The organism is Pseudoflavonifractor sp. MCC625 (assembly GCF_018784545.1).
Classification (GTDB): Bacteria; Bacillota; Clostridia; order Oscillospirales; family Oscillospiraceae; genus Pseudoflavonifractor_A; species Pseudoflavonifractor_A gallinarum.
In genome coordinates, this window is sequence record NZ_WQOJ01000014.1 from 63234 (window position 1) to 89569 (window position 26336).

The 26336-nt window shown below is 61.5% G+C and carries 23 protein-coding genes; 17 read left to right on the top strand and 6 right to left on the bottom strand.

Features of this window, described 5'->3' with window-relative positions:
* Window positions 1-165: 165 nt before the first annotated feature.
* The 11 genes from GPK94_RS05015 (at window position 166) to GPK94_RS05065 (ending at window position 13439) form a co-directional block, all read left to right on the top strand.
* Entirely contained in the window at window positions 166-1254 is a 1089-nt protein-coding gene (locus GPK94_RS05015; protein ID WP_215654850.1) for a dipeptide epimerase, read from the top strand.
* A 126-nt stretch (window positions 1255-1380) separates the two neighbouring features.
* Window positions 1381-3342 carry a peptide ABC transporter substrate-binding protein gene (locus GPK94_RS05020; protein WP_215654852.1) on the top strand — a complete coding sequence of 654 codons (1962 nt, stop codon included), beginning with the start codon at window positions 1381-1383 and terminating at the stop codon, window positions 3340-3342.
* Window positions 3343-3492: 150 nt separating this feature from the next.
* The gene (locus GPK94_RS05025; RefSeq protein ID WP_101691200.1) at window positions 3493-4443 is read left to right on the top strand and encodes an ABC transporter permease; all 951 of its coding nucleotides are present in this window, start codon (window positions 3493-3495) and stop codon (window positions 4441-4443) included.
* On the top strand, window positions 4443-5438 hold the full coding sequence (locus tag GPK94_RS05030) for an ABC transporter permease (protein WP_215654855.1): 996 nt from the start codon (window positions 4443-4445) through the stop codon (window positions 5436-5438). Before GPK94_RS05025 ends, GPK94_RS05030 begins: the two co-directional genes overlap by 1 nt.
* 12 nt (window positions 5439-5450) lie before the next feature.
* Window positions 5451-6494: an ABC transporter ATP-binding protein gene (locus tag GPK94_RS05035; RefSeq protein ID WP_180956688.1), complete on the top strand. Its 1044-nt coding sequence runs from the start codon at window positions 5451-5453 to the stop codon at window positions 6492-6494.
* Window positions 6487-7419: an ATP-binding cassette domain-containing protein gene (locus tag GPK94_RS05040; protein ID WP_101691197.1), complete on the top strand. Its 933-nt coding sequence runs from the start codon at window positions 6487-6489 to the stop codon at window positions 7417-7419. Before GPK94_RS05035 ends, GPK94_RS05040 begins: the two co-directional genes overlap by 8 nt.
* Before the next feature lie 101 nt (window positions 7420-7520).
* A complete protein-coding gene (locus GPK94_RS05045) occupies window positions 7521-8438 on the top strand; it encodes an LD-carboxypeptidase (RefSeq protein ID WP_215654857.1) in 918 nt (305 codons plus the stop codon).
* 19 nt (window positions 8439-8457) lie between these two features.
* The gene (locus GPK94_RS05050; RefSeq protein ID WP_186963297.1) at window positions 8458-9249 is read left to right on the top strand and encodes a serine hydrolase; all 792 of its coding nucleotides are present in this window, start codon (window positions 8458-8460) and stop codon (window positions 9247-9249) included.
* Window positions 9250-9302: 53 nt separating this feature from the next.
* Window positions 9303-9812, top strand: a complete 510-nt coding sequence (locus tag GPK94_RS05055) for a hypothetical protein (RefSeq protein ID WP_193537095.1) — start codon at window positions 9303-9305, stop codon at window positions 9810-9812.
* Window positions 9813-9853: 41 nt separating this feature from the next.
* Window positions 9854-10672 carry an SH3 domain-containing C40 family peptidase gene (locus tag GPK94_RS05060; protein WP_101691194.1) on the top strand — a complete coding sequence of 273 codons (819 nt, stop codon included), beginning with the start codon at window positions 9854-9856 and terminating at the stop codon, window positions 10670-10672.
* A gap of 184 nt (window positions 10673-10856) precedes the next feature.
* Entirely contained in the window at window positions 10857-13439 is a 2583-nt protein-coding gene (locus tag GPK94_RS05065; RefSeq protein ID WP_215654859.1) for an FAD-dependent oxidoreductase, read from the top strand.
* Window positions 13440-13519: 80 nt separating this feature from the next.
* On the opposite strand, the gene GPK94_RS05070 is transcribed toward GPK94_RS05065, so the two are convergent.
* The 3 genes from GPK94_RS05070 to GPK94_RS05080 form a co-directional block, all read right to left on the bottom strand.
* Window positions 13520-14410, bottom strand: coding sequence for a 3-hydroxyacyl-CoA dehydrogenase NAD-binding domain-containing protein (locus GPK94_RS05070; protein ID WP_215654861.1), 891 nt, complete (start codon window positions 14408-14410; stop codon window positions 13520-13522).
* A 212-nt stretch (window positions 14411-14622) separates the two neighbouring features.
* Window positions 14623-15576, bottom strand: coding sequence for an NYN domain-containing protein (locus tag GPK94_RS05075; RefSeq protein WP_215654863.1), 954 nt, complete (start codon window positions 15574-15576; stop codon window positions 14623-14625).
* Window positions 15576-16382 carry a M55 family metallopeptidase gene (locus tag GPK94_RS05080; protein WP_101691190.1) on the bottom strand — a complete coding sequence of 269 codons (807 nt, stop codon included), beginning with the start codon at window positions 16380-16382 and terminating at the stop codon, window positions 15576-15578. The genes GPK94_RS05075 and GPK94_RS05080 overlap by 1 nt, the downstream gene beginning before the upstream one ends.
* A 396-nt stretch (window positions 16383-16778) precedes the next feature.
* Between GPK94_RS05080 and GPK94_RS05085 the strand changes: the two genes are divergently transcribed.
* The gene (locus GPK94_RS05085; protein ID WP_101691189.1) at window positions 16779-18236 is read left to right on the top strand and encodes a carbon starvation CstA family protein; all 1458 of its coding nucleotides are present in this window, start codon (window positions 16779-16781) and stop codon (window positions 18234-18236) included.
* Between the two features lie 45 nt (window positions 18237-18281).
* Here GPK94_RS05085 and GPK94_RS16390 read toward each other — a convergent pair whose 3' ends face one another.
* Entirely contained in the window at window positions 18282-19202 is a 921-nt protein-coding gene (locus tag GPK94_RS16390; RefSeq protein WP_215654865.1) for a CPBP family intramembrane glutamic endopeptidase, read from the bottom strand.
* A gap of 198 nt (window positions 19203-19400) precedes the next feature.
* Here GPK94_RS16390 and GPK94_RS05095 point away from each other — a divergent pair, with 198 nt between their 5' ends.
* From GPK94_RS05095 to GPK94_RS05110, 4 genes are all read left to right on the top strand, one after another.
* Complete coding sequence (locus GPK94_RS05095) at window positions 19401-20051, top strand: MerR family transcriptional regulator (protein WP_215654867.1); 651 nt, start codon at window positions 19401-19403, stop codon at window positions 20049-20051.
* A complete protein-coding gene (locus GPK94_RS05100; RefSeq protein WP_101691186.1) occupies window positions 20032-20352 on the top strand; it encodes a YbjQ family protein in 321 nt (106 codons plus the stop codon). The genes GPK94_RS05095 and GPK94_RS05100 overlap by 20 nt, the downstream gene beginning before the upstream one ends.
* Window positions 20353-20459: 107 nt before the next feature.
* Entirely contained in the window at window positions 20460-21389 is a 930-nt protein-coding gene (locus tag GPK94_RS05105; protein ID WP_215654869.1) for a stalk domain-containing protein, read from the top strand.
* A gap of 101 nt (window positions 21390-21490) precedes the next feature.
* Entirely contained in the window at window positions 21491-23404 is a 1914-nt protein-coding gene (locus GPK94_RS05110) for a S41 family peptidase (protein WP_215654871.1), read from the top strand.
* Window positions 23405-23489: 85 nt separating this feature from the next.
* On the opposite strand, the gene rd is transcribed toward GPK94_RS05110, so the two are convergent.
* Complete coding sequence (rd, locus tag GPK94_RS05115; RefSeq protein ID WP_101691183.1) at window positions 23490-23648, bottom strand: rubredoxin; 159 nt, start codon at window positions 23646-23648, stop codon at window positions 23490-23492.
* A 25-nt stretch (window positions 23649-23673) separates the two neighbouring features.
* A complete protein-coding gene (locus tag GPK94_RS05120; RefSeq protein WP_101691182.1) occupies window positions 23674-24858 on the bottom strand; it encodes an FprA family A-type flavoprotein in 1185 nt (394 codons plus the stop codon).
* A gap of 293 nt (window positions 24859-25151) precedes the next feature.
* Here GPK94_RS05120 and GPK94_RS05125 point away from each other — a divergent pair, with 293 nt between their 5' ends.
* The gene (locus GPK94_RS05125) at window positions 25152-26285 is read left to right on the top strand and encodes a cysteine desulfurase family protein (RefSeq protein WP_215654873.1); all 1134 of its coding nucleotides are present in this window, start codon (window positions 25152-25154) and stop codon (window positions 26283-26285) included.
* The last annotated feature ends 51 nt before the right edge of the window (window positions 26286-26336 follow it).

Genomic DNA, 26336 nt, shown 5'->3' on the forward strand with positions numbered 1-26336 from the left:
CCCGCTTCTTTTCCCTTTTTTCACCGTTCCACTTTACAAATATCAGAATTTATGCTAGCATTTCAGTAATTATAAAATTCTCTGCCCGCAATTCAAAAATGCAACTTTACACAATTTTAATTTCATTTTATTCGATTATCTGATCGGGAATGGAGGCATTTCGCTATGATCATTCGGGATATCCAGGTGGGAGAGATCTCCCTCCCGCTGGCCCGTCCGTTTAAAACCGCCCTGCGCACAGTAGAGCATGTGGACGATATCGTGGTCCGCGTGGTGGCCGACACCGGCGAGGTGGGCTACGGTGAGGCTCCTCCCACCGCGGTCATCACCGGAGACACCAAGGGCTCGGTGGCCTGCGCCATCCGGGAGTTCATCCGCCCCAACCTCATCGGCATGGATGTGGAGGACCTGGACGGTATCATGAAGCGCCTTCACGGCTGCATCCTGAAAAACACCTCCGCCAAGGCGGCGGTGGATATGGCCATCTACGATCTGTGGGCCAAGCGCTGGGGCGCTCCCCTCTATAAACTTCTGGGCGGGGCCAGGACCTCCTTCCGCACCGACATCACCATTTCGGTCAACCCCATTGACGAGATGGTGGCCGACGCGCTGGACGCCGTGTCCCGCGGCTATGACATTCTGAAGATCAAGGTAGGAAAAGACGGCACCGGCGATGTGGAGCGCATCGCCGCCATCCGGGAGGCGGTGGGGCCCGATGTACAGCTCCGGGTGGACGCCAACCAGGGCTGGACCCCCAAGCAGTCGGTGGCCATCATCTCCGCCATGGAGGACCGGAATCTGAACATCGAACTGGTGGAACAGCCGGTGAAAGCCCACGACATCGCCGGGATGCAGTTTGTCACCAGCCGGGTCTATACCCCCATCCTGGCGGACGAAAGTGTGTTCTCTCCCGCCGACGCCATCGATATCATACAGAAGGGGGCCGCCGACCTCATCAACATCAAGCTGATGAAAACCGGCGGCATCCACCAGGCCCTCAAGATCTGCGATGTGGCAGAGCTCTACGGCGTGGAGTGTATGATCGGCTGTATGCTGGAGTCCAAGCTCTCGGTCTCGGCCGCCGCCCATCTCTGCTGCGGCCGGAGCGTCATCACCAAGGCCGATCTGGACGGCCCCTCCCTGTGCTCGGTGGACCCCTTTACCGGCGGTCCCGTCTTTGAAGAGGCGCTGGTCACCATGTCGGAAGCGCCCGGCGTGGGACTCTCCGCCATTCCCTGCGAGCACTGGAGCTGACCGCGGACCTCCGGGTCCGCCCAAACCCCATATCTTCAAGGGTCCAAGGATTTCCTTCCCTTGTCGATATACGGTTCCTCTCCGGGACCGATCTTGAAAGGAAAGAAGGAGACGCGCGTGAAATGAGTGAAAAAACTGCTTGCTCTGACCCTGGCCCTGTCCATGACCGCTGGTCTCGCAGCCTGCGGCGGCGGCGACGAGGGCGGCTCCACCGGCGGCGAGTCCGTCTACCGGGAGCTCTACTCCAGCGAGGTAGAGACCCTCAACTACCTCTATACCTCTTTTACCAACGACTACCGCATGTGTGCCAATATGGTGGACTGTCTGGTGGAATACGATCCCTACGGTGTGATGAAGCCCGCTCTGGCCGAGAGTTGGGAGCACAATGAGGACTATACCGAGTGGACCTTTAAGATCCGCCAGGGCGTCAAGTGGGTCAACGCCCAGGGCGAGGAGGTGGCCGACGTCACCGCCAACGACTGGGTCTCCGCGGCCAAGTGGGTCAACGACGCCGCCAACAACTCCTCCAACCAGTACATGTACAACGGCATCGTCAAGAACGCCCAGGAGTACTTCAACTACACCGCCTATCTGCTGGAGAGCGAGAACGGCACCAAGACCACCGACGCTGACGGCAACCCTATCGAGCCCGTGCCCGAGGTGAGCTTTGACGACGTGGGCGTCAAGGCGGTGGACGACTATACTCTGGTCTACACCATGGCCTCTCCCTGCACCTACTTCCCCTCCGTGCTGTCCTACACCACCTATATGCCGGTGTACGGCCCCTTCCTGGAGGAGCAGGGCGAGATGTTCGGCGTGGACAATCAGTCCGTGCTCTACAACGGCGCCTACATCATGTCCGAGTTTGAGCCCCAGAACCACCGCACCCTGGTGAAGAACCCCACCTACTGGGACAAGGACAACGTCTTTATCGACAAGCTGGAGTTCCGCTACAATGCCTCCGCCACCACCCTGGGCCCCGAGTCCTTCCTGCGCGGCGAGGTGGACTATGCCGAACTGGACGCCTCCCTGCTCTCGGCCTGGCAGAGCGATCCTGAGAAGCAGAATCAGCTCTCGGCCAGCCGTCCCAGCGTGGCCTTCTCCTATTTCTTCTGCTTCAACTTTGAGCCCCGCTTCGACGAGTCCCTGGACCCCGACAACTGGACGCTGGCAGTGAACAATGAGAACTTCCGTCAGTCCATCTTCCATGCGCTGGACCGGGTCAACGCTCTGGAAGTGGTGGAGCCCAATACCCCGGAAAACCTGCTCAACAACACCATCACCCCCGCCACCTTCACCGAGGCCGCCGGTCTGGATTACACCCAGTATCCCGCGCTGAAGGCCATCTCGGACGGCGACAGCTTTGACGAGGCCACCGCGCTGGACTACAAGGCCAAGGCCATGGAGGAGCTCACCGCCGCCGGCGCCAGCTTCCCCATCCAGATGTACATGCGCTATAACCCCGCCACCACCAACTGGGATAAGGAGTGCCAGGTCATCGAGCAGCAGCTGGAAGGCCTGCTGGGCACCGATTACATCGACGTGGTGGTCGAGGCCGGTCCCTCCACCAACTTCCTCTCCATGGTCCGCCGCACCGGCGACTACGGCTTCATGAAGTGCAACTGGGGCGCCGACTACGCCGACCCCCAGACCTGGACCGATCCCTTCAAGTCTCAGGACAACTCCTACAACTTTATGGCCCAGGATCCCAACCTGGAGATCGGCCAGAAGCCCTGCACCAACAAGTCCCCCGAGACCCAGGCTCTGATGGAGGAGTACTACGCCCTCATCGACGCGGCCAAGGCCATCACCAACGATGACGAGGCCCGCTACACCGCCTTTGCCGAGGCCGAGGCCTTCCTCATCGAGCACGCCATCGTCGTTCCCTTCTCCATCTCCAGCTCCGGCTATGTGGCCACCCGCCTCAACGTGTTTGAGGCCCAGTATGCCCCCTACGGCATGGCCCTCCAGAGCTTCAAGTTCCAGAAGCTGCGGGAGGAGCCCATGGGCCTGGAGGAGTTCAACTCCCTCTATGACCAGTGGCTCAAGGACCGCACCGCTGCCATTGCCGCCGCGGACGCCGAGTAATCTCTCTGCGGGCGCCCCGGACCGTGAGTCCGGGGCGCCCCTTCTCCCGGTCTGCCACAGCCGCCCTATATGACGGCCCCAGGTCCTGTGTGGGACCGTGATATACCCCGGCCGTGTCTCCCCATTTTCCTCTCAAGGAGGTCTCGTCTCATGGCGAAATACATATTCAAACGCCTGCTGCGCTCCCTGCTGACCCTGTTTATCATCGTGACCATCGTCTTTTCTCTGCTGCGCCTGATGCCCATTGAGGGCTACTTCCAGAACTTTGAGAAGATGAGCGCCGTCCAGGTGGAACTGGGCCTCAAGGAGCTGGGTCTGGACAAGCCACTCCCCGCTCAGCTGCTGGATTTTTACAGTGATCTGCTCCACGGCGATCTGGGCGTGTCCAACAAGTACCGCCGCAATGTGCCGGTCACCAAGATCATCGCCGAGAAGGTGCCGGTCTCCATGGCCATCGGCCTGACCTCCCTGGGCATCGCCCTGGCAGTGGGTCTGCCCATGGGCATCCTCATGGCCCGCTCCACCCGCACCAAGCACAAGATCGGCGACAAGCTGGGCACCGCCTTCATCGTTCTGATCCAGGCCGTTCCCGCCGCTGTCTACTACCTGGTCATCCAATTCTACGGCACAAAATATCTGGATCTGCCCATGCAGATCAGCAGTGGGCGGCCCGTCACCTACATCCTCCCCATCCTCTCTCTGGCCCTGGGCAACATCGCCTACTACGCCATGTGGCTGCGGCGGTATATGGTGGATGAGTCCAACAAGGACTATGTGAAGCTGGCCCGGGCCAAGGGCGTGCCCGCCTCGGCCATCTCCCGCAAGCACGTGTTCCGAAACGCCTTTGTGCCCCTGGTCCAGTTCATCCCCACCTCGGTGATCCTGACTCTGATGGGCTCCCTCTATGTGGAGAGCCTCTACTCCATCCCCGGCATGGGCGGCCTGCTGGTCAACGTCATCCAGCGGCAGGACAACACCGTGGTCCAGGGCCTGGTGCTCTTCTATGCCGCCATCAGCATCCTGGGCCTGCTGGTGGGCGACATCCTCATGGCGATCGTGGATCCCCGCATTACCTTTGGCAAGAAAGAAGGTGGCCGCTGATGCCCTCGTTCCGCTTCAAAGACCACAAGACCCAGCAGCTCAGCCAGAGCGTGGGAGAGGTCCTCTCCCGGAATTATTCCGAGAGCGAATTTTTCGAGTTTGCCCCCTATGATCCCACCGCCGGCGAGCGGGGCGGCTATTCCAACTACTCCTACTGGGGCTCCACCCTGCGCTCCTTCGCCCAGAACAAGGTGGCCATGTTCTTTCTCATCCTGATGGTGGGTATCCTGGCCTTTACCGTGGTGGAACCCATGCTCCCCTATGCCCCCGAGGCCAACACCATCTACAAGGGCGCCACCAACCTGGCCCCCTGCAAGGAATACTGGTTCGGCACTAATTCCATCGGACAGGACCTGTGGAGCCAGATCTGGTCCGGCGTGCGCACCTCCCTGCTCATCGGCCTGGCCGTGGCCTGTGTGGAGGCAGTTCTGGGCGTGATCATGGGAGTGCTGTGGGGCTATGTCCGCAAGCTGGACTTCCTCTTCACCGAGATCTACAACATCTTCGATAACGTCCCCCAGACCCTGGTGGTCATCATCATCTCCTACATCCTGCGCCCCGGCGTGAGCACCATGATCTTCGCCATGTGCCTCACCTCCTGGCTCCAGACCGCCCGGCTGGTGCGCAATCAGGTGCTCATCATCCGGGACCGGGACTACAACCTGGCCTCCCGCTGCCTGGGCACCACCACCTGGCGCATCATGGTCAAGAACCTGCTGCCCTATCTGGTGTCCATCCTCACCCTGCGCATGGCCCTGGCCATCCCCGCCGCCATCGGCAACGAGGTCTTTATCACCTACATCGGCCTGGGCGTGCCCCTGGAGATCCCCACCCTGGGCAACCTCATCAAGGCCGGACAGACCGTGATGATGGAGTCCACCCTGAGCTATCAGCTCTTCTTCCCCGTCATCATCCTGTCCATCATCACCATCTCGTTCTACATCGTGGGCAACTCCTTCGCGGATGCCGCCGATCCCAAGAATCACGTCAAGTAAGGAGGACATATCATGGAAACCGAGACCATTCTGTCCGTCCGGGACCTGGACGTGAAATTCACCCTGCGGGGCCAGGTGCTCCACGCTATCCGGGGGATCTCTCTGGACGTCCACCGGGGTGAGAGCCTGGCCATCGTGGGCGAGTCGGGCTCCGGCAAGAGCGTATTTACCAAGACCTTTATGGGCCTTCTGGACTCCAACGGCTCGGTCACGGCCGGGGAGATCCGCTACAACGGCCAGGACCTGGCCGGGTACACCACCGACCAGCAGTGGCGCACCATCCGCGGCCGGGAGATCGCCATGGTCATGCAGGACCCCATGACCTCCCTCAACCCGCTCAAGACCATTGGCGACCAGATCGAGGAGGCCATCGTCCTCCACCAGGGCCTCAAGGGAGCCGAGGCACATGCCCAGGTCCTCAAGGTACTGGAGGAGGTGGGCATCGACCAGCCCGAGCGCCGCTCCAAGCAGTATCCCCACGAGTTCTCCGGCGGCATGCGCCAGCGGGTGGTCATCGCCATCGCCGTGGCCTGCCGGCCCAAGATCCTCATCTGCGACGAGCCCACCACTGCTCTGGATGTGACCATCCAGGCCCAGATCCTCCAGCTCATCAAGGATCTCCAGAAGAAATACGACCTCACCACCATCTACATCACCCACGATCTGGGCGTGGTGGCCAATGTGGCCGACCGCATCGCCGTCATGTACGCCGGGGATATCGTGGAGATCGGCACCTGTGAGGAGGTCTTTTACGACCCCAAGCACCCCTACACCTGGGCGCTGCTCTCCTCCCTGCCCCAGCTGGGCGTGAAGGGCGAGGAGCTCTACTCCATCAAGGGCACGCCCCCCAACCTCTTCCTGGAGGTCAAGGGGGACGCCTTCGCCCCTCGCAATCCCCACGCCCTCAAGATCGACTTTGTGGAGCGTCCCCCCTACTTTGAGGTGAGCCCCACCCACAAGGCCCGCACCTGGCTCCTGGACCCCAGGGCCCCCAAGGTGGAGCCGCCGGAACACATCAAGCATCTTCGGGAACAGGGGGTGAACCGCCATGTCTGAGCAGCGCAAGAAACTGCTGGAGGTCCAGGATCTCCAGGTCACCTTCGGCACACACCGCCATCCCTTTCACGCGGTGAAGGGAGTCTCCTTTGACATCTATGAGGGTGAGACCTTCGGCCTGGTGGGCGAGTCCGGCTCGGGCAAGACCACCATCGGCCGGGCCATCATCCGCATCAATCCGGTCTCCGGGGGCCAGGTCCTCTACCGGGGAGAGCGCATCAGCGGCCGCATCAGCCGGGAGCTGGACCGGAAGGTCACCCGGCAGATCCAGATGATCTTCCAGGACCCCATGGCCTCCCTCAATGAGCGGGCCAAGGTGGACTATATCGTCTCCGAGGGCCTGTACGGCCGCCACATCGGCGAGGCCGAGCGGCAGGAGAAGGTAGCCAAGGCCCTGGCCGACGTGGGTCTGCTGCCGGAGTTTGCCAGCCGCTTCCCCCATGAGTTCTCCGGCGGCCAGCGCCAGCGCATCGGCATTGCCCGCTCCCTCATCATGGACCCCGACTTCATCATCGCGGATGAGCCCATCTCCGCCCTGGATGTGTCCATCCGGGCCCAGGTCCTCAACCTGATGAGCCAGCTCCAGAAGGAGCGCGGCCTCACCTATCTCTTCATCGCCCACGACCTGAGCGTGGTGCGCTTCATCTGCGACCGCATCGCCGTCATCCACAAGGGCCGTCTGGTGGAGCTGGCCGAAAGCGAGGAGCTCTTCGCCCATCCCCTCCACCCCTACACCCGGGCGCTTCTCTCGGCCATCCCCCTGCCCGACCCCATCGCCGAGAAGAAAAAGAAGCTGCTGGTCTACGACCCGTCCATCCATCACTACGACCAGGAGACTCCCCTCTGGCAGGAGATCTCCCCCGGCCACTTCCTCCTGGCCAGTGAGCGGGAGGCGGCGGAGTGGCAGCGCGAACCTTCCCGTTGACAAGTACATTCTGACTGCCGATAATAGAGAGGCGGGAGAGGACCATTCCCGGTGCTCTCCCGCCTTTTTGTCCACACATTTTTGTTTCTGGTGGTGTTACCATGATTACCCCAAAACCGCTCTTCCCCGGCGCCCGGGTGGCCCTGGTGGGGGCCTCCTCCGCCGTTCCGGCCCAGCGGCTCCCGCTGGCTGTGCAGGCCGTCCGGGACCTGGGTCTCTCCCCCGTCGTGTTCCCCTCCTGTCAGGAGGAAAACCGCCACGGCTATCTGGCTGCCAGCGACCGCCAGCGCTCTGCCGACCTGAACGCCGCCTTTGCGGATGACTCCATCCACGGCATCCTCTGCATCCGGGGCGGCTACGGCGCCCACCGGCTCCTCCCTCTGCTGGACTGGGATACCATCCGCGCCCACCCCAAGTATTTCTCCGGATACAGCGACGTCACCGCCCTCCACACTGCCCTCAATCAGGACTGCGGCCTGGTGACCTACCACACCATCATGCCCGGCACCGAGTACTATCAGCCGGTGGACGACTACTCCATGGACTATCTGCGCCGCGCCCTCTTCGGAACCCTCGCCGGTCCCCTCCCCATCCACCCGGACCACCCGCTGGAGCCCCTCTCCGGCGGACGGGCCACGGGTGTGCTCTGCGGGGGCAACCTCTCCCTGCTGGCCGCCTCCCTGGGTACCCCCTGGGAGATCGACACCCGGAATAAAATTCTCTTCCTGGAGGACATCGGAGAGCATATCTACCGCATCGACGGCATGCTCACCCAGCTGCGCAACGCGGGAAAGTTCCGGGACTGCGCCGGGGTCCTCCTGGGGGACTGGACCGACTGCACCCCGGAGGATCCAGAGCGCACCCTCACCCTCCACCAGCTCTTTGAGGAGCTCATCCTCCCCGCCGGGGTGCCTGTCATCGCCAACCTGCCCTGCGGGCACTCCCTCCCCTCCATGGCCCTTCCGCTGGGGGCCGTCCTCACCATGGACGCCGACTCCCCCGCGCTGGAACTCTGCTGAACTGAAAGGAGCGCTTTCTATGAAAAAGACCGAACTGGACGCCTGGCTCCGGGAACAGATCGACGCCTTTCCCGGCAAGGTCTCCCTCCTCATGACCGACCTCATCAACGGCAAGCACTACCACTCCTTTGACCCCGACACCCAGGTGGTGTCCGCCTCCACCATCAAGGTTCCCATCCTGCTCTACGCGCTGGAGCAGGTGCGGCAGAAACGCCTCTCCCTGGAGCAGGCCGTTCCCGTTCCGGCGGAGTCCATCCTCCCGGACACGGAGGTTTTTGAGCTGGGCCTGCCCGAGTATTCCCTGTGGGAGCTGCTCTACTGGATGATCGTGGAGAGCGACAACACCGCCACTAACTTGGTGCTGGACCTCCTGAACTGGGATGAAATGAATGCCTACTTCAAGGACACCCTGGGCCTCAAGCACACGGTCTGTCAGCGCAAGATGCTGGACTGGGACGCCGTGGCCGCCGGGAAAAACAACTACACCTCGGCCGCCGACCAGGAGCGTATCTATTGGGCCCTCTACCGGGGCACCATCCTCACCCACGACCTCCAGGAGAAGGCTCTGGACATGCTCCGCCGCCAGCGGTGCAACGACTCCTTCCTGCGCTACATCCCCCAGCCGGTGGTGGTGGCCCACAAGACCGGCGGTCTAGACCATGTGAACCACGACGCCGGCATCTTCGAGCTCTTCAGCCACCCCTTCTATCTGGGTATCTTCACCTGGGACGGTCCCGCTCTGGACGGCCAGCCCGATCAGAAGCGCTTCATCGGAAAACTGGCCAAGCAGATCTACGAGATCTACGGATAAACTTTTTGTTGCGTGTTTTAGATGCATATATAAAGGCAAAAGGGGCTTTTGATATGGCAATTAGAAAAGTAGACTTTTTTTGCGGTGCATTTTTATCCTATTTGATTACAAATCGAGTTGAACCAACTCTATTTGAAGCCGGAGAAAAAAGCAAAATGCTTCGCTTTACCATCGCGCAGCATGATTATAAAGTATTTTTAAAATACTCAGCCACTCCAAAGGAATCTATAAAATCAAAAAAAGAAAACACAAAATGGGATGTAATTTTTACAAGTAAAGAGATGGACCTTCTTAAAGATTATCCTGAAGAGGGCAGAAAAAATGTTGTAGTGCTTGTATGCACAGACCCCAAAATGAAAAATACTTCTTTTGTTGCATTAGATTATAATGATGCTAAAGCTTGCCTAGGCGACGACTCTATAAATAAGCAACGAAGAATTTCTATTTCGCATATAAAAAATAGTCCTAAAATTAGTGTCTACGGTACAGCAATTAGCGATAAAAAAGCCTTTCAATATGATTTTAATTGTGACAAATATTTTGGTTTTATAGAAAAAATATAATTTAAAACTGATTTCATTACCATCTGAAATGAGGTGTGCCTATGAAAGCACTTGTCAATTCCCCCATCTGTCCCCTGAAGTCCCGTCCCCATATGCAGAGCGAGCTGGCCGATGAGGTCCTCTACGGCTCCACCGTGGAGATTCTGGAGGACACCTGTGCGGGCTGGTACCGCATCCGCACCCCCTACCGCTATGAGGGCTATGCCCCCGCGGAGGGACTGCTCTTCGGCGAGCACAACGTGGCCCGGTGGGAGGCCCTGCCCAAGCAGATCGTCCGCAAGGGCGTCTGTGACGTACTCTCCGCCCCCATGGTGGAGGGCTGGTGTGTGGAGACCCTGACCCGGGGCGCCCTGGTGGCCGTCAAGGGGACCCCCGACGAGCGGGGCTGGCAGCGGGTCTCCCTGTGTGACGGCCGGGAGGGCTTCACCAAGACCAGCTTCCTGGCCCCCTATCACACCGCTCCCGCCTTCGCGGAGGAGGACGCCCTCCGCGCCGCCTTTGTGGAGACCGCGATGACCTATCTGGGCACCCACTACCGCTGGGGCGGAAAGACCCCTCTGGGCATCGACTGCTCGGGCCTGACCTCCATGAGCTATCTCCTCAACGGCGTGACCATCTACCGGGACGCCCACATCAAGGAGGGCTTCCCCCTCCACGAAATCCCCCGTTCGGACATCCGGCCCGGCGACCTGCTCTTCTTCCCCGGCCATGTGGCCCTCTATCTGGGCGAGGGCAAATACATCCACTCCACCGCCCGCAACGGCAGCGACGGCGTGGTCATCAACAGCCTCAACCCGGGCGACCCCGACTATCGGGAGGACCTGGACAAGGGCATGACAGCAGCTGGTAGTATTTTCTAATCAAATCCCATTGCCCTTCTCCCCGCGGACCGTGATACCGATTGTATCGCGGTCCGCGGTTCTTGTTTGAATTTGGTACTTTCCCTTTGGGTCGTTTGCTCTTATAATGGTAGGTGCAAACCATCCCCCGGAAGAGCCCGCAGAGCAAGCTCTGTCTTCCGTCGGGATGCGAAGGAGGTTTATTATGAAGGTGCTCATCATCGGCGGTGTCGCCGCCGGAACCAAGGCCGCGGCCAAGCTCAAACGCATGGACCGCGGGATGCAGGTCACACTTATCACCAAGGACCAGGACATCTCCTATGCGGGATGCGGCCTGCCCTATTATGTCGGCGGTCTCATCGATACCCGGGAGGAGCTGATCGTCAACACCCCCGCCAAATTCGCCGGTCTCACCGGCGTGGAGGTCCTCACCGGCCGGGAGGCGGTAAAGCTGGACAGCACCGCCAAGACGGTGACTGCCCGCAATCACGCCACCGGCGAGGAGGAGCACTACACCTATGACGCCTGTATCCTGGCCACCGGCGCCTCTCCCATCGTTCCTCCCCTGCCCGGCATGGACCTGGAGGGTGTGTTCAAACTGCGCACCCCGGACGACGCCATCGGCCTGCGGGACTATGTGAAGTCCACCCAGGCCCGCCGGGCCGTGGTGGTGGGCGGCGGCTTCATCGGACTGGAGGCGGCGGAGAATCTCCAGGCCCAGGGTCTGACCGTCACGGTGGTGGATCTGGCCTCCCAGATCATGCCCAATATCTTTGATCCCGAGATGGCTGAGTACGTCAAGCGCCACCTCCAGAGCAAGGGCATCCGGGTCCTCACCGGCAATCCCCTGGAGGCCATTCTGGGCTCCGGCCGGGTGGACGCCGTCAAGACCGGCATGGGGACCCTCTCGGCCGATGTGGTGGTCCTCTCCATCGGCATCAAGCCCAACACTGCCTTCCTGGCGGACAGCGGCATCGAGCTCTTCAAGGGCACCGTGGTGGTGGACGAGCACCTGCGTACCAACCTCCCCGACGTCTATGCCGCCGGCGACTGCGCCCTGGTGAAAAACCGCCTGACCGGCGCCCCCCAGTGGTCCGCCATGGGCTCCTCGGCCAACTACGAGGGCCGCACCCTGGCCCAGCTGCTGGGCGGGGCGGAGGTCCGCTATCCCGGCGCGCTGGGCACCGGTGTGGTCAAGCTCCCCGGTCTCAACGCTGGACGTACCGGTCTCACCGAGGCGGCCGCCAAAGCGGCGGGCTACGACGTGGAGACCGCCCTGTGCGTGGTGGATGACAAGGCCCACTACTATCCCGGCGCCGGTTCCTTCATCGTCAAGCTTCTGGCCGACCGTCCCACCCACAAGCTCCTGGGTATCCAGGTCCTGGGCCCCGGCGCCGTGGACAAGATGGTGGACATCGCCGTCACTGGTCTCTCCATGGGGGCCAAGCTGGAGGACTTCTCCAATCTGGACTATGCCTATGCCCCGCCCTTCTCCACCGCCATCCATCCCTTTGTGCAGGCGGCGTATATCCTGCTCAACAAGCTCTCCGGCGCGTTGGAGAGCTTTACCCCCGCCCAGTACGCCGCGGGAGAGGCCAAGGACTACACCGTGCTGGACGTGGGCCTTCAGCCCAGCATCCAGGGCGCGGTGCGCATCGACCTGGCCAGCGTCAACGGCCCGCTGGAGGGCCTGGACAAGGACGCCAAGCTGCTCCTGGTCTGCGCCAAGGGCAAGCGCGGCTATTTCCTCCAGAACCGCCTGAAATACTTCGGCTATACCAACACCCGGGTACTGGAGGGCGGCACCACCTTCAATCAGGTCCGGGTCGCGGGCGTGGCCGCCTCGGTCACCCCCGAGCAGATCACCGCAGTGAAGGCGCTGGGCTTCCTCTTCGATAAGCGCACCCCCGACAAGTTCAACGGCCGCGTCATCACCCGCAACGGCAAGATCACCGCCGAGGAGCAGAAGGTCATCGCCGAGGCCGCCGAGCGCTTCGGCTCCGGCGAGGTCACCATGACCACCCGCCTCACCCTGGAGATCCAGGGCGTGCCCTTCGAGAACATCGAGCCCATGCGGGAATTCCTGGCCCAGCACGGGCTGGAGACCGGCGGAACCGGCTCCCAGGTGCGCCCGGTGGTCTCCTGTAAGGGTACCACCTGCCAGTACGGCCTCATCGACACCTTCGATCTCTCCCAGGAGATCCACGAGAAGTTCTACGAGGGCTACCACGGTATCAAGCTCCCCCACAAGTTCAAGATCGCCGTGGGCGGCTGCCCCAACAACTGCGTCAAGCCCGACCTGAACGATCTGGGCGTGGTAGGCCAGCGGGTACCCCAGGTGGAGCTGGACAAGTGCCGCGGCTGTAAGGTCTGCCAGGTGGAGCAGGTCTGTCCCATCCATGTGGCCAAGGTCGTGGACGGCAAGGTGGTCATCGACCCGAACATCTGCAACCACTGCGGCCGCTGCGTGGGCAAGTGCCCCTTCCACGCGGTGGATCAGTCCACCAACGGCTACCGGATCTACATCGGCGGCCGCTGGGGCAAGAAGGTGGCCCAGGGTCTCGCCCTGGAGAAGGTCTTTACCAGCCGGGAGGAGGTCCTCGCCACCATCGAGAAGGCCATCCTCCTCTTCCGCGAGCAGGGCATTACCGGTGAGCGCTTCGCCGACACCGTGGCCCGTCTGGGCTTTGAGAACGTGCAGGAGCAGCTGCTCAAGGACGACCTTCTCTCCCGCAAGGAGGAGAATCTGGCCGCCCAGAAGCACCTCAAGGGCGGCGCCACCTGCTGATCCCCTTCTCTTTTCTATGTAAAAAGCAAAAAGCCGTCCCGGTCCAAATGGACCGGGACGGCTTTTCTTATGGTATGTTCTTACTTGTCAAAGATGGGGTTGACGCCCACCTTCTTGCGGTTCTCGTACTGGTAGAAGCCCATGCCGGACTTCTGGCCCAGGTAGCCCGCGGCCACCATCTTGCGCAGCAGGTGAGCGGGACGGTACTTGGTGTCGCCCAGGTCGTTGTAGAAGGTCTCCATAACCTCCAGCAGGATGTCCAGGCCCACCATGTCGGCCAGCTCCAGGGGACCCATGGGGTGGTTACAACCCATCTTCATGCCCTCGTCGGTGTCGGCCACGGTGCCGATGTCCTCGTCCAGGATCTCAACGGCCTCGTTGAGCATGGGCAGCAGCATGCGGTTGACGATGAAGCCGGGCTTGTCCTTGGCCAGGATCATGGTCTTGCCCATCTTCTTGCCCACTTCCATGGCGGCGTCAATGGCCTCCTGGGAGGTGCGCAGGCCATGCACCACCTCCAGCAGACGCATCACAGGTACGGGGGAGAAGAAGTGCATGCCCACCACCTGCTCGGCACGGCTGGTGGCCGCAGCCAGGCTGGTCAAAGAGATGGAGGAAGTGTTGGAAGCGAAGATGGTATCCTTGGGGCAGATCTTGTCCAGCTCCTCAAAGATGGCGCGCTTGGCGTTGAGGTCCTCAAAAATGGCCTCGATGACCAGGTCGGCATTGGCGGCCGTGTGGATGCTGGAAGAGGTCGTGAGCAGAGCCAGCGCGGCCTCCTTCTGCTCTTCGGTCATACGGCCCTTGCTCACCAGGCGGTCCATGTTCTTGCCAATGTTGGTCTTGGCCCGCTCCAGAGCGGCCTCGCTCTGGTCATGGATGGTCACGTTGTATCCGCTCTGGATAGCGGTCTGGGCGATACCGCTGCCCATAAAGCCAGCGCCTACTACAAAGATATTCTTGATTTCCATAATGTCTCTCCATTCTCTGTTTATTTTCCGTTGTCCGGAATATAATTCCGTTTATTCCCTACAAAAAAAGAACAGATATTAACTGGTAGCAGTATTATACCACACCTCACTTCTGCCTGTCCAGCCTAAAAACCGTCAATTTTTGCACAAAAAACGGGCGCAGCCGTATTTCTCCTGAAAAAACAGCTGCGCCCATCTTCTTTCTTCCCGATCTATTTCGGCTCCTTGTCCCGCACAAAAATATGCTTGACGTGGGGCAGATTGGTAGAGCGGACGTCGATTTCAAAGCGGTCCATGGCCTTGACCAGCTTGGTCAGCTTGGAAAACCCGAAGTTACGGGGGTCAAAATCGGGCTGTTTCTTGACCAGAAGATTGCCCAGATCCCCCATAAAGGCGTATCCGTCCTCGTCGGCGATGTCCTCCACCGAGTCGGCCAGCAGGGCCTCCACTTCCGGCGGGATGCGGTTGGCCGGCTCGCTCCCCTCCGCCGAAGCGGGGACTGGCGCGGGTTTCGGCTCCGGCTCCACGGGCTTGGCGGGTTCCGCCTTCTTCTTGCCCCGTCTGGAGGTGCTCTTGCCGCTCTCAGTCCGGGCAGACTCGGAGGCCTTGGCCTGTTCGGCCTTCTCCCGCTCCTTCCTTTCCTTCTCCAGCCGGGCCTGCTCCGCCTTCTCCTCCTCGGCGGCCTGGCGGGCAGCCTCCTTCGCGGCGGCCCGGGCCCGGTCGCCCGCCGCCCGGATGACCTCGATGTAGACGAATTTATCGCAGGCCACGATGAAGGGGCCGGGCGTCTTCCGCTCCCCCATGCCGTAGACCTTCATCCCGGCCTCCCGCAGACGGGTGGCCAGACGGGTAAAATCGCTGTCGCTGGACACCAGCACAAATCCATCCACCCGGCCGGAGTAGAGGATATCCATGGCATCGATGATCATGGCCGAGTCGGTGGCGTTCTTTCCGGTGGTATAGGCGTACTGCTGGATGGGGGTGATGGCATTTTCCAGCAGCAGCGGCTTCCAGGTGGACATGTTGGGGGAGGTCCAGTCCCCGTAGATCCGTTTGATGGTGGGGGTTCCGTAGACCGCCACCTCGGCCATCACGTCCTTGATGGCCGTGCGAGGGGCATTATCCGCGTCGATGAGGACGGCCAGACGCAGTTCTCCCGCCCCCATCAGTCGCTCAGGACGAAGTGGAAGAAGCGGAGCATCTCATACCAGTCGTCCGAGGCAAAGGAGACGTTCTTCTCATCCTCCAGGGAGGCACCGGGATAGAAGTGCTTGGAATAGGCACGCTTGTGCTCCCGGAAACGGATCTTGGCCTCAAAATGCTCCGGCATGGGCACGGGGCATTTTTTCGCGTTCTTGACGGCCTTTTTGACGCCCTCCCGGATGGCCCGGACCGCCGCGTCCGGATGCATGGACACCACTGCGCCGCCGATGCCCTCGTTGACCGCCACGGTGGTGATCTCCGGAATGAGCTCCTGGGCGAAGTCGCACAGGGCCTTGTCCCCGCAGAGGAAGGGCACGGGTACGCCGTAGTAGCCCGCCGTATAGGCGTTCATCAGAAACTCACTCATGCGCACGCCGTTGAGGGTCACAAATTCGTTCTGGAGGTTCATGGTGTGGGAGAGGGGATTCCCACCGCAGGCGGCCCAGGCGTGGTACCCCGTAAAGAGCACCGCGTCAAAGCTGCCCCGGTCCAGGCCGCTCATCATGCTCAGCAGATCCCCGCTCCAGCCCCGCATGATGCGCACCCGCTCGGGGAGCTGGGAGGGATCGATGTTGCGGGCCGAGTCGTGGGCGTCCCGCACAAAGATCTCGTCTGCGCCTCCGGCCACGGCTCCCTCGCAGGCCGCACGGACCTCCATGGTCATCTGCTTGCGGAAATAGTTATAGTCATAGGGGGTGCTGCGCTCGGTCTCGCTCCAGTCCGTAATGCCGCAGGTACCCTCGATATCGGCGCTGATAAATACGTTCATGGGAATTCCTCCTTCGTTCCATTTCACGGCCGGCCTCTACGGGATCTCTTACCGGCCTATCAACCCATTTTACCGCCTTCTAAGTGGTCAGATACCCATCTTCTTGTAATATTTATACAAGGAGACAGGCCGGGCTTTTCTCTTATTCTACCGTACTTTTCATCACATTTCCAGCCTAAGTTCCAAGGCTTTTTTTCGGACTGGTCCGTCTTGTAAAATTGACAAAAATCAACCGAATATTTCTGTTTATTTCGCTTCTTGAAATAATATGCACAAAGATTATAATGGGAACCGCTTCCGGAGGCTGGGCCCGCATAGGGCAGCCCATCCGGATCTGCGGGGGGAGCGGAATGTGTGTGCTTCTCTCCTGCGGGAACTTTTGAAGGAGGGATTTTCATGATCTCATTCTTGGTCGCATTGGTCCTGCTGATCGTGGGCTTCTTCACGTACAGCAAGCTGATGGAGCATGTGTTCCACATCGACGACCGGCAGACCCCGGCCGTGGTCCATCCGGACGGCGTGGACTACATGCCTATGAAAACTTGGCGGATCTTCCTGATCCAGCTGCTCAACATCGCCGGTCTCGGCCCCATCTACGGCGCACTGGCCGGTGCCTGCTGGGGCCCCGTGGTCTACCTGTGGATCGTGTTCGGCACCATCCTGGGCGGCGGCGTCCACGACTTCCTCTCCGGTATGATGAGTGAGCGCGAGGACGGCGCCTCCATCTCCGAGGTAGTCGGAAAATACATGGGCCGTGTCATCACCTTTATTATGCGCATCTTCTCTGTGGTCCTGCTGGTTCTGGTGGGCACCACCTTCTCCACCGGCCCGGCCGGCCTGCTGGCCAGCCTGACTCCCACCGTGCTCAACGCCAAGTTCTGGCTGGTGGTCATCCTGCTCTACTACCTGTGCGCCACCTTCCTGCCCATCGATAAGATCATCGGCAAGCTCTATCCCATCTTCGGCATCTGCCTGATCATCATGGCTCTGGGCGTTGCCGGCGGCATCATCTTCGGCGGCTACCAGATGCCCGAGCTGTGGGATCACTTCGCCAACGAAGACCCCAATGGAAAGCCCATCTGGGCCATGATGTTCGTCAGCGTGGCCTGCGGCGCCATCTCCGGCTTCCATGCCACCCAGTCTCCCATGATGGCCCGGTGCATCACCTCCGAGAAGGAGGGCCGCACCGTGTTCTACGGCGCCATGGTGGCCGAGGGTATCATCGCCCTGATCTGGGCCGCTGCGGGTGTCTCCTTCTATAACGGCGCTGCCGGTCTCTCCGGTGCTCTGGCCGCGGTGAACAACAACCAGGGCGAGATCGTCTACCAGATCTGCCACGGTCTGCTGGGCCCTGTGGGCGCGGTCCTCGCCATGATCGGCGTCATCGCCTGCCCCATCACCTCCGGCGATACCGCGTTCCGTTCCGCCCGTCTTACCATCGCTGACTGGTTCAAGATTGACCAGTCCAAGATGACCACCCGTCTCTTCCTGGCCGTGCCTCTGCTGGCCGTAGGCGCCATCCTATCCCAGCTGGACTTCTCCATGATCTGGAGATACTTCTCCTGGTCCAACCAGACCCTGGCCATGATCGTTCTGTGGACCGGCGGCGTGTTCATCCACAAGTACGGCTATCCTCCCATCGCCAGCCTGATGGCCGCCATCCCCGCGACCTTCATGTCCGCGGTCTCCATCACTTACTTCTTCCAGGCTCCCGAGTGCCTGCACCTGTCCACCTCCATTGCCTACCCCGTGGGCATCGTGGCCGCCATCCTCTTCTTCTGCATCTTCTGGTGGCGCACCTTTATCGTACACAAGGACGATATCAACCACGAGCTGGCTGCGCAGGCAAAATAACATACGCCTAAAAAAGGTCTGGCCGCATTGCGGCCAGACCTTTCTCTATGCAATCAGATAGAAGAGGCAGGACAGGACGGTCCAGACGCTGAAGGCCAGCATGCCGGGACTGCGCAGCAGCCTTCCCCACCCCGGGCTCCCCATGGTCCGGACCAGCTGCCCCAGTTCGCCCCGCCGGGCAATCAGCCGCCATACCCCGATGCCCACCAAAAGCCAGATCCCCGCATAGACCGGAGCCCCGATGCCCAGCCGCTCTGCCAGGGGAAATACGCCGCTGGAGAGCAGATTGATCCCCGCGTGGAGGAGGATACACTGCCACAGGCGCCCGGTGTGCACGGCCACCCACCCCAGTACGACCCCCACCGCACAGGCATAGGGCATCTGAAAGAGATTCCCATGCACCATGCCGAAGAGCAGCGCCGACGCAGCCACTGCAAAGCCGTCTCCGTACCGGCGCAGCCGCTCCAGGATCAGCCCCCGAAACATCAGCTCCTCAAAGATGGGCGCCAGAGCGCCGGTCAGCAGCAGGCTCAGGGGAAGCGGATAGGAGAGGATGCTCTCCACCGGGTCCGTCCCCCACCATCCGGTCACGGTGCCCAGCAGGCCCCGGAGGATCGCCCCCACCGCGCTCCCGCCATAGAGCACCGCCAGCGCGATGCAGTAGGTCTCCCCCAGCCTTCCGGGTGAGAGGACCTCCCCCTGCCGCTCCGGGTCATCCCCGCCCCGTCCCAGCACACAGACAAATACCGGGAAGGACACCCCATAGGAGCTGCATACCGACAGCAGCCACTGAAAGAGCGGGTCCCGGGCCAGCCAGGGCAGCCACACTCTGGCTGCCAGCAGCACACCGGCCTGGACCAGAATGCCAGTGAGCAGATAGGCCAGCAGCGCCCAGCCGATCCGGGAGAGGGCTCGATCCTCCCCCTGGGAAGGCGAATACACCCGATGTAAGGTTGGCTTATGCACAAAAACCCTCCTCCGACGGGTATCCTGGCCTGCGCAGATCGGCGCACGGTCCGCCCCATCCTGAGATTTGCCCCATTATAGCAGGCTTTCCGCCCGGAGACAAGCTTCCGTTCTCCGGGCGCTCCCTTCCAGGAAAAAACACTTGACCTTCTACCCGGTGCATGGTGTATCATACGCTCATCAGAGGAGGGATCGGACATGAAGATCAATGAAGTGGAGGAGCGGGTGGGCATCACCAAGCGCAACATCCGCTTCTATGAAAAGGAGGGACTGCTCACCCCCCAGCGCAACAGCGACAACGGCTACCGGGATTACGGCGAGGAGGAGGTGGAGGTCCTGCGCAAGATCAAGCTCCTGCGCAAGCTGGATGTTCCTCTGGAGGAGATCCGCCGGCTCCAGCACGGCTCTCTGACGCTGGACGACGTGCTCCGCCGCCATGTGATCCAGCTGCGGCGGGAGGAACACAACCTCGCCACCATGGGTGCGCTCTGCCAGCGCCTGGCCGACGCCCAGGCCCAGCTTGCCACCCTGGACGCCGAGGCCTGGCTTGCCGAAATGGAGCAGATGGAACAGGAGGGGACCCGTTTTATGAACATCCGGAAAAACGACACCCGCATCCGCTACGTGGGCCCGGTGGCCGCCGCTCTGGTCTTTATCCTGCTGATGGCCGGGGTCATGGCGCTGATCGTCTGGGGCTTTACCATCAGCCCGGAGGAGGCCCCTCCCCTGTGGCTCATCGTGATCCTGGCCGCCATCCCCATGGTATTTATCATTGGCGTACTGCTGGCACTGTTCCAGCGCATCCAACAAATCAAAGTAGGAGAAGAAGATGCTGCTTCTCAATATTGATTACATCCCCGGCAAAAAGATCCAGGCCCTGGGCCTGGTCAAGGGCTCGGTCGTCCAGTCCAAAAACTTCGGCAAGGACTTTATGGCCGGGATGAAGACCCTGGTGGGCGGCGAGATTGAGAGCTACACCCAGCTGCTCAATGAGGCCCGCCAGATCGCCACCAAGCGCATGGTAGACGAGGCCGAGCGGATGGAGGCCGACGCCGTCATCAACATCCGCTATGCCAGCTCCTCCCTCATGCAGAGTGCCGCGGAGCTCACCTCCTACGGCACCGCCGTGCGCATCGTGGGCGAAGAGTGAGGGAGGTCCTCCATCTTTTTCCCAAAAAATCTCCGTCTGGGCGGAACCTTTCCGGCGCTCCTTCCGTCTAAAGCACATCATCCCAAGTAAGGAAAGGAGCCATTTCTATGAAAACTCTCGTCTGTGCCGCGCTGAGCTGCGCGCTGCTGCTCACCCCCGCCCTGGCCGCCGAGCCGGAAAGCGGCGTTTCTTCCCAGGCCCCTACCGGGACCGCCTCCTATCAGCTGCCCGAGCAGCTGGGCTGGATCTACCGCTGGGGGACCGCCTCTGAGCTCTCCGGAGACTCTGTGCTCCTCCACGCCGGCGGCGAGACCGAGCAGGATATCCTCTATCACATCTCCGACCAGACGGTCATCCTCAATGCGGTCACCGGCGAGCCCATGACCGCCGATCAGCTCCGGGATGGGGAGTCTCTCTACATCTACTCCACCCCGGTCATGACGCTGAGTGAGCCTGCCCAGGCGGGCGCCACCCTGATCCTGGCCTCCATCCCCGCCGACTACGGAGTGCCCATGGCCCGCCGGGTGACCTCGGTCACCCGGGACGGCGATTCGGTCTCCATCGGCACGGAGGATCTGGTCTACCACCTCTCGGATGAGACCAAGGTCTCCGGCCTCTCTCTGGACGAGCTGATCCCCGGCGACTATGTGGTGGGCTGGTACGACATGGTAGCCGAGTCCTACCCCGCCCAGACCACCCCTGAGACCCTGGTTCTTCTGGACGGCGGCAATGCCGGCTGGATCCACGCCGATCTCCAGTCGGTCTCCCTCAACGGAGCGGAGCTGGAGCTCTCCGAGCAGGAACTGCCTCAGCTCCAGGAGGGCAAGCTCATGCTCCCCGTCCGCGCAGTGGCTGAAGAGCTGGGCTGCACCGTCTCCTGGGACGCCCAGTCCCCGGACCAGGTGACCGTCAGCCAGGACGGACAGACCCTCTACACCCTCGCCCTGGACGGTGAGGAGGCCTATGCCGCCTCCGGCGTCTCCTTTGCCCCGGTGGAGCAGATTCTGGGCGTGCACAACCTGTACTTTGTCCCCTGAGTTCCAAATATAGGTAAGCTGTAAAAAATGGGAATGAGGCATTGTCCTCATTCCCATTTTGTTGTAAAATAGCGTTAACATAATCAAGGAGGCCCTTTTTGATGAATCGACGCCGCTGCGCCCGTATCCTGTCGGGTATGTTTCTCGCTTCCCTGCTGGCGCTCCCCGCACAAGCTCTCACCCTGGAGCAGGCCCGCACCCTGCTCACAGACGCCTATATTGACCCCGTACCCCAGGAGGTATTGGACCAGACCTCCATCTCCGCCATGCTGGAACAGCTGGGGGACCCCTATACCCAGTATTTTACGGCAGAAGAATACCAGGCCTTTCTCTCCTCCATGGAGGATGCCAGTCTGGTGGGGATCGGCGTGGTCTCCATCGCCGGCACCGACGGAATGACCATCACCTCCGTGCTGGAGGGCTCTCCCGCCCAGGCTGCCGGGCTGCGGGAGGGTGACCGGATCGTGGCGGTGGACGGCCGCTCCACTCTGGGCGTGGATGCCGCACAGGTGTCCTCCTGGATCCAGGGAGAGGCCGGCACTCAGGTCACGGTCACCTACCAGCGCGGAGAGGAGAAGCACACGGTCACCCTGACGCGGGCCGCCATCACGATCCCCACCACCACCTCCCGCCTGGTGGAGGGACGTGTGGGCTATCTGGAGTGCACCACCTTTGGTACAGACACCTATCCCCACATCCAGGAGGGGATCTCCGCCTACCAGGATGAGGCCAGGGTCTGGGTCATGGACCTGCGGGGCAACGGGGGCGGATTGACCTCGGCGGCCTCCCAGGCGGTCAGCGCCTTTACCGACGCGCAGAATACGGGCTATCTGCGGGATGGCTCCGGCTCCTACGGTGCATTCTCTTCCTCCCTGTCCCCCCTCACCGACAAAGCGGTCATCGTCCTCTCCGACGGATATACCGCCAGTTCCTCTGAGCTCTTCTCGGCCTGCATCCGGGACCTGAATGCCGGGATCGTGGTGGGTGGCCGCACCTTTGGAAAGGGTGTGGCACAGACCCTCTTTGACCAGAGCGTCTATCCCGACTACTTCCCGGACGGGGACGCCATGAAGATCACCACCAACCGCTACTTCTCCCCTGCCGGAGCCACCACCGACACCGTCGGGATCATCCCCCACCTGCTGGTAGACCCCGACCTGGCCGACGAGGTGGCCATCCTCCTCTCCGCCGCCCCGCCCGACGGCGACACCGCCGGATATTACCGGCTGGATCTGGGCTGGCGCTGGTACATCGACGGGGAACAGGCCTCCAGTCCGGCCTACCGGGACGCCTTTGCGCAGCTGCTCTCGGCCATCCCCCCCACAGTGGACCTGTGGCAGGGGACCGGCGGCTCCAACGGCTGGACCTGTGTCTCCCCGGAAGAGGCCGCTCAGACCTATGGCCTGACCTACCTGGACCGCTCCTTCTCCGACACGTCGGCCAGCCCCTATGCCGAGTCCATCGACCTGCTGGCCTCTTATCAGATCCTCTCCGGCACCGGGGACGGGACCTTCCATCCGGAGGACTCTCTGACCCGGGCAGAGCTTGCCACCATGCTGGCCGCGGCCCTCAACTGCAATATGCCCTCCAGCCCCGCCGTCTTTTCCGACGTGTCCATGGACAGCTGGTATGGTCCCTCGGTCTATGCTCTGGAGCAGCTGGGCCTTCTCTCCGGCGACGGAAAGGGGAAGTTCCACCCCGATGACCCGGTGACCCATGAGCAGCTCTTCTCCATTCTCGCCCGCCTGGCCGAGGATCTCAGCCTCAATTTCTACGAGGCCTCCAAGGGCATACCGGAGGACACCATGGACAGCGCCGCCCTCCGCACCTACGCCCCCTGGGCCCGGGAGAGCGTGTGGCTCCTGACCAACGGACATCAGAATCTCTTTGGACAGCCCCTCTCTCTCCTGTGGGACAGCCCCGAACAGATCGCTCCTCAGGACGCCGCCACCCGGGAGGAGACGGCCTCCCTGCTCTGCCAGGTACTCATCTATACCGGCGTGCTCCCGGTGTGATCCCCACGGGCACGCAGAACCGATTTTGATGCAGAAAGCCCCGGAACCAGATGGTTCCGGGGCTTTGCAGTGTTCCAAGTTGGAATTACGCCTTCTCAAAGACGTCCTTGCCCAGACCGCAGACCGGGCAAACCCAGTCCTCGGGCAGAGCCTCAAAGGGGGTGCCGGGAGCGATGCCGTTGTCGGGATCGCCCACCGCGGGGTCATACTCATAGCCGCAGGGGCCGCAGACATACTTATCCATGGTTTCTAATCTCCTTTTTTATGGTTTATTTCAACAGGGCCGCCACGGAGCGGGCATAGTCCTTCATCGCGTCCAGATCGGACTGTGTCGGCGTGAAGAGCACACGGAAGGCCTCCGCCGGGGTGGCAAACTTGAGCTGTCCCAGGCGGGTCTGAAGCATACCGGGTGCCTCGCCGCTCCAGCCGTAGGCGCCAAAAGCGCCGGCCGCGCGGCCCTTGGTGTTGATGGCGTCGATGGAGCCCAGCACATCCCATACCGCCTTGGGCGCGTCCCGGTTGATGGTGGCAGAACCCACCAGAACCACATCGGCCTCGTTGGCGATGGCGGCGCAGGCGTCCAGACTCTCCATGGTGACATCGTGCTGTACGGTGCGGATGCCCATCTCCTCCAGCGCCTCGGCAGCGGCCTGGGCCAGCGCCCGGGTGCATCCATAGGCGGAAGCGTAGATGATGGCAGCCGTCTTCCCCTCCTTGGGGACCGGCGTGCTCCACTGGCGGTAGAGCGCCTTGCACTCCTCCAGCGTCTCGGTCAGCACGGGGCCGTGGCTGGTGCAGGCCATCTCCGCCTCGGCGGGCAGCTTGCTGAGACCAGCCTGGACATAGGAGGCAAAGGGTCCGAAGATGCACTGATAATAGAAGTGACGCTCCCCGGCATAGGCCGCCTTGTCATGGATCTTGCTGTCCAGCATGGTGGGCTCACAGAAATGGGCGCCCAGAAAATCACAGGTAAATACCACCTTGTCCGCCGGGTCCCAGGTAAACATGGAATCGGCCCAGTGGAGCATGGGGGCCGGAATGAATTCCAGCGTCTTTCCGCCCAGATCCAGGGTGTCCCCCGCCTTGACCACCTGCACCGGGAAGGTGCGGTTGGTGATGTCCTCCAGATGCTTCTTTCCAGCCGCGGTGCAGAAGATCTTCAGGTCGGGGCAGCGCTCCAGCAGCTTGGACACGCTGCCAGAGTGGTCCGGCTCGTTGTGATTCATAATGAGGTAGTCCACCCGCTCCAGCGGGATCACCTGTTCAATGTTCTCCACATATTCCTCAAAATAGTCGGTATGTACCGTTTCAATGAGGACATTTTTCTCTCCGGTCAGGAGATAGGCATTGTAAGAAGTCCCGTACTTGGACTCCATCACAATATCAAAGACGCGCAGCGATGGATTCAGCACACCCACCGACCAGACGCCCTCTTTCAACGCAATGGCGCTCATTTTCATACCTTCTTTCTAGGTTATCGACTTCAGTATAGGACCCTTTTTATATACTGTCAAGTCTGATCCCTTGCTTGGGCCTGCCAGACTATTGATTCTTCTCCATTCCTTTCCCTGTCACAATACACAAAAGCGCCTCTCCGACCCCGGTTTTCATCTGCTAACCACTTCTCTTTTCTCTTAAGGAATCTGCAAAATGCTCCTTCCTTGACTTTCCGCACAGCGGGCGATACAATATTTTCATTCTGTGTCATGTGATTTTTTGCGATCCAACAAGGGGGAAATAAGGTTCTATGTTCGTCTATCTGGACCACGCCGCTACCACTCCCGTCTGCGCGGAGGCCACGCAGGCCGCTCTGGAGGAGATGACCGCCGCATTCGGCAATCCTTCCGCACGCCACGCCTTCGGCCAGCAGGCCGCCCAGCGGCTGGAGGAACGCCGGGCCGTTGTGGCTGAGGCCCTGGGCTGCACGCCGGAGGAGGTCTTTTTCACCTCCTGCGGCACCGAGGGGGACAACTGGGCCATCCAGGCCGCGGTGGAGCATGGGCGGCGGCGGGGCCGTCATATCATTACCACTGCCATTGAGCACTCCGCTGTGCTGGAGCCCATCAAGGCCCTGGAGGGCAAGGGCTGGTCGGTGACCCGTCTCAAGCCCAACCGGCAGGGCCGGATCTCGCCGGAGGACCTGCGCGCCGCCCTGCGGGAGGACACGGTGCTGGTCTCCATGATGCTGGTCAACAACGAGCTGGGCACCCTTCAGCCGGTGGCGGAATGTGCCCGCATCGTCAAGGCGTATGCGCCGGAGATCCTCTTCCACACCGACGCGGTGCAGGGTTTTCTGAAAGTTCCCTTTACCGTGAAGGAGCTGGGTGTGGACCTGCTCACCGTGAGCGGCCACAAGATCCGCGCTCCCAAGGGCATCGGCGTCCAATATATCCGGAGCGGGCTCAAGCTCTCTCCCCTGCTGCGGGGCGGCGGACAGGAGCGCGGACTGCGCCCCGGTACCGAGCCCACCGCCCAGATCGCGGCCCTTTCGGCCGCCTGCCGGCTCTGGATGGACCACGGGGCGGAATACCGCGCCCATATGGAGTCCCTCAAGGCCTATGCGCTGGAGCAGCTCCCGGCCCGTGTGGAGGGGCTGGAGATCGTCACACCCGGGGACGCCCCCCATATCTGTTCCGTCTCTCTGCCCGGCTATCCCAGTGAGATGCTGGTGCGGGCGCTGAGCGACCAGGGGATCTGTGTCTCCTCCGGGTCCGCCTGTCACAAGGGAAAGCCCAGCCATGTCTTTGCCGCCCTGGGCCTGCCCAAGCGCACCGCCATGGGGGTGCTGCGCATCTCCTTCGGTCCCACCAGCACCCGGGACGAGGTGGACGCCCTGGCCGACGCCCTCTCTGCCATCCGGTCCAGCCGTGTGGGGGCCTGATCGCGTGTCTGTTTCTCTTCCATATTTTACACTTCATCAGAAAGGCGCCGG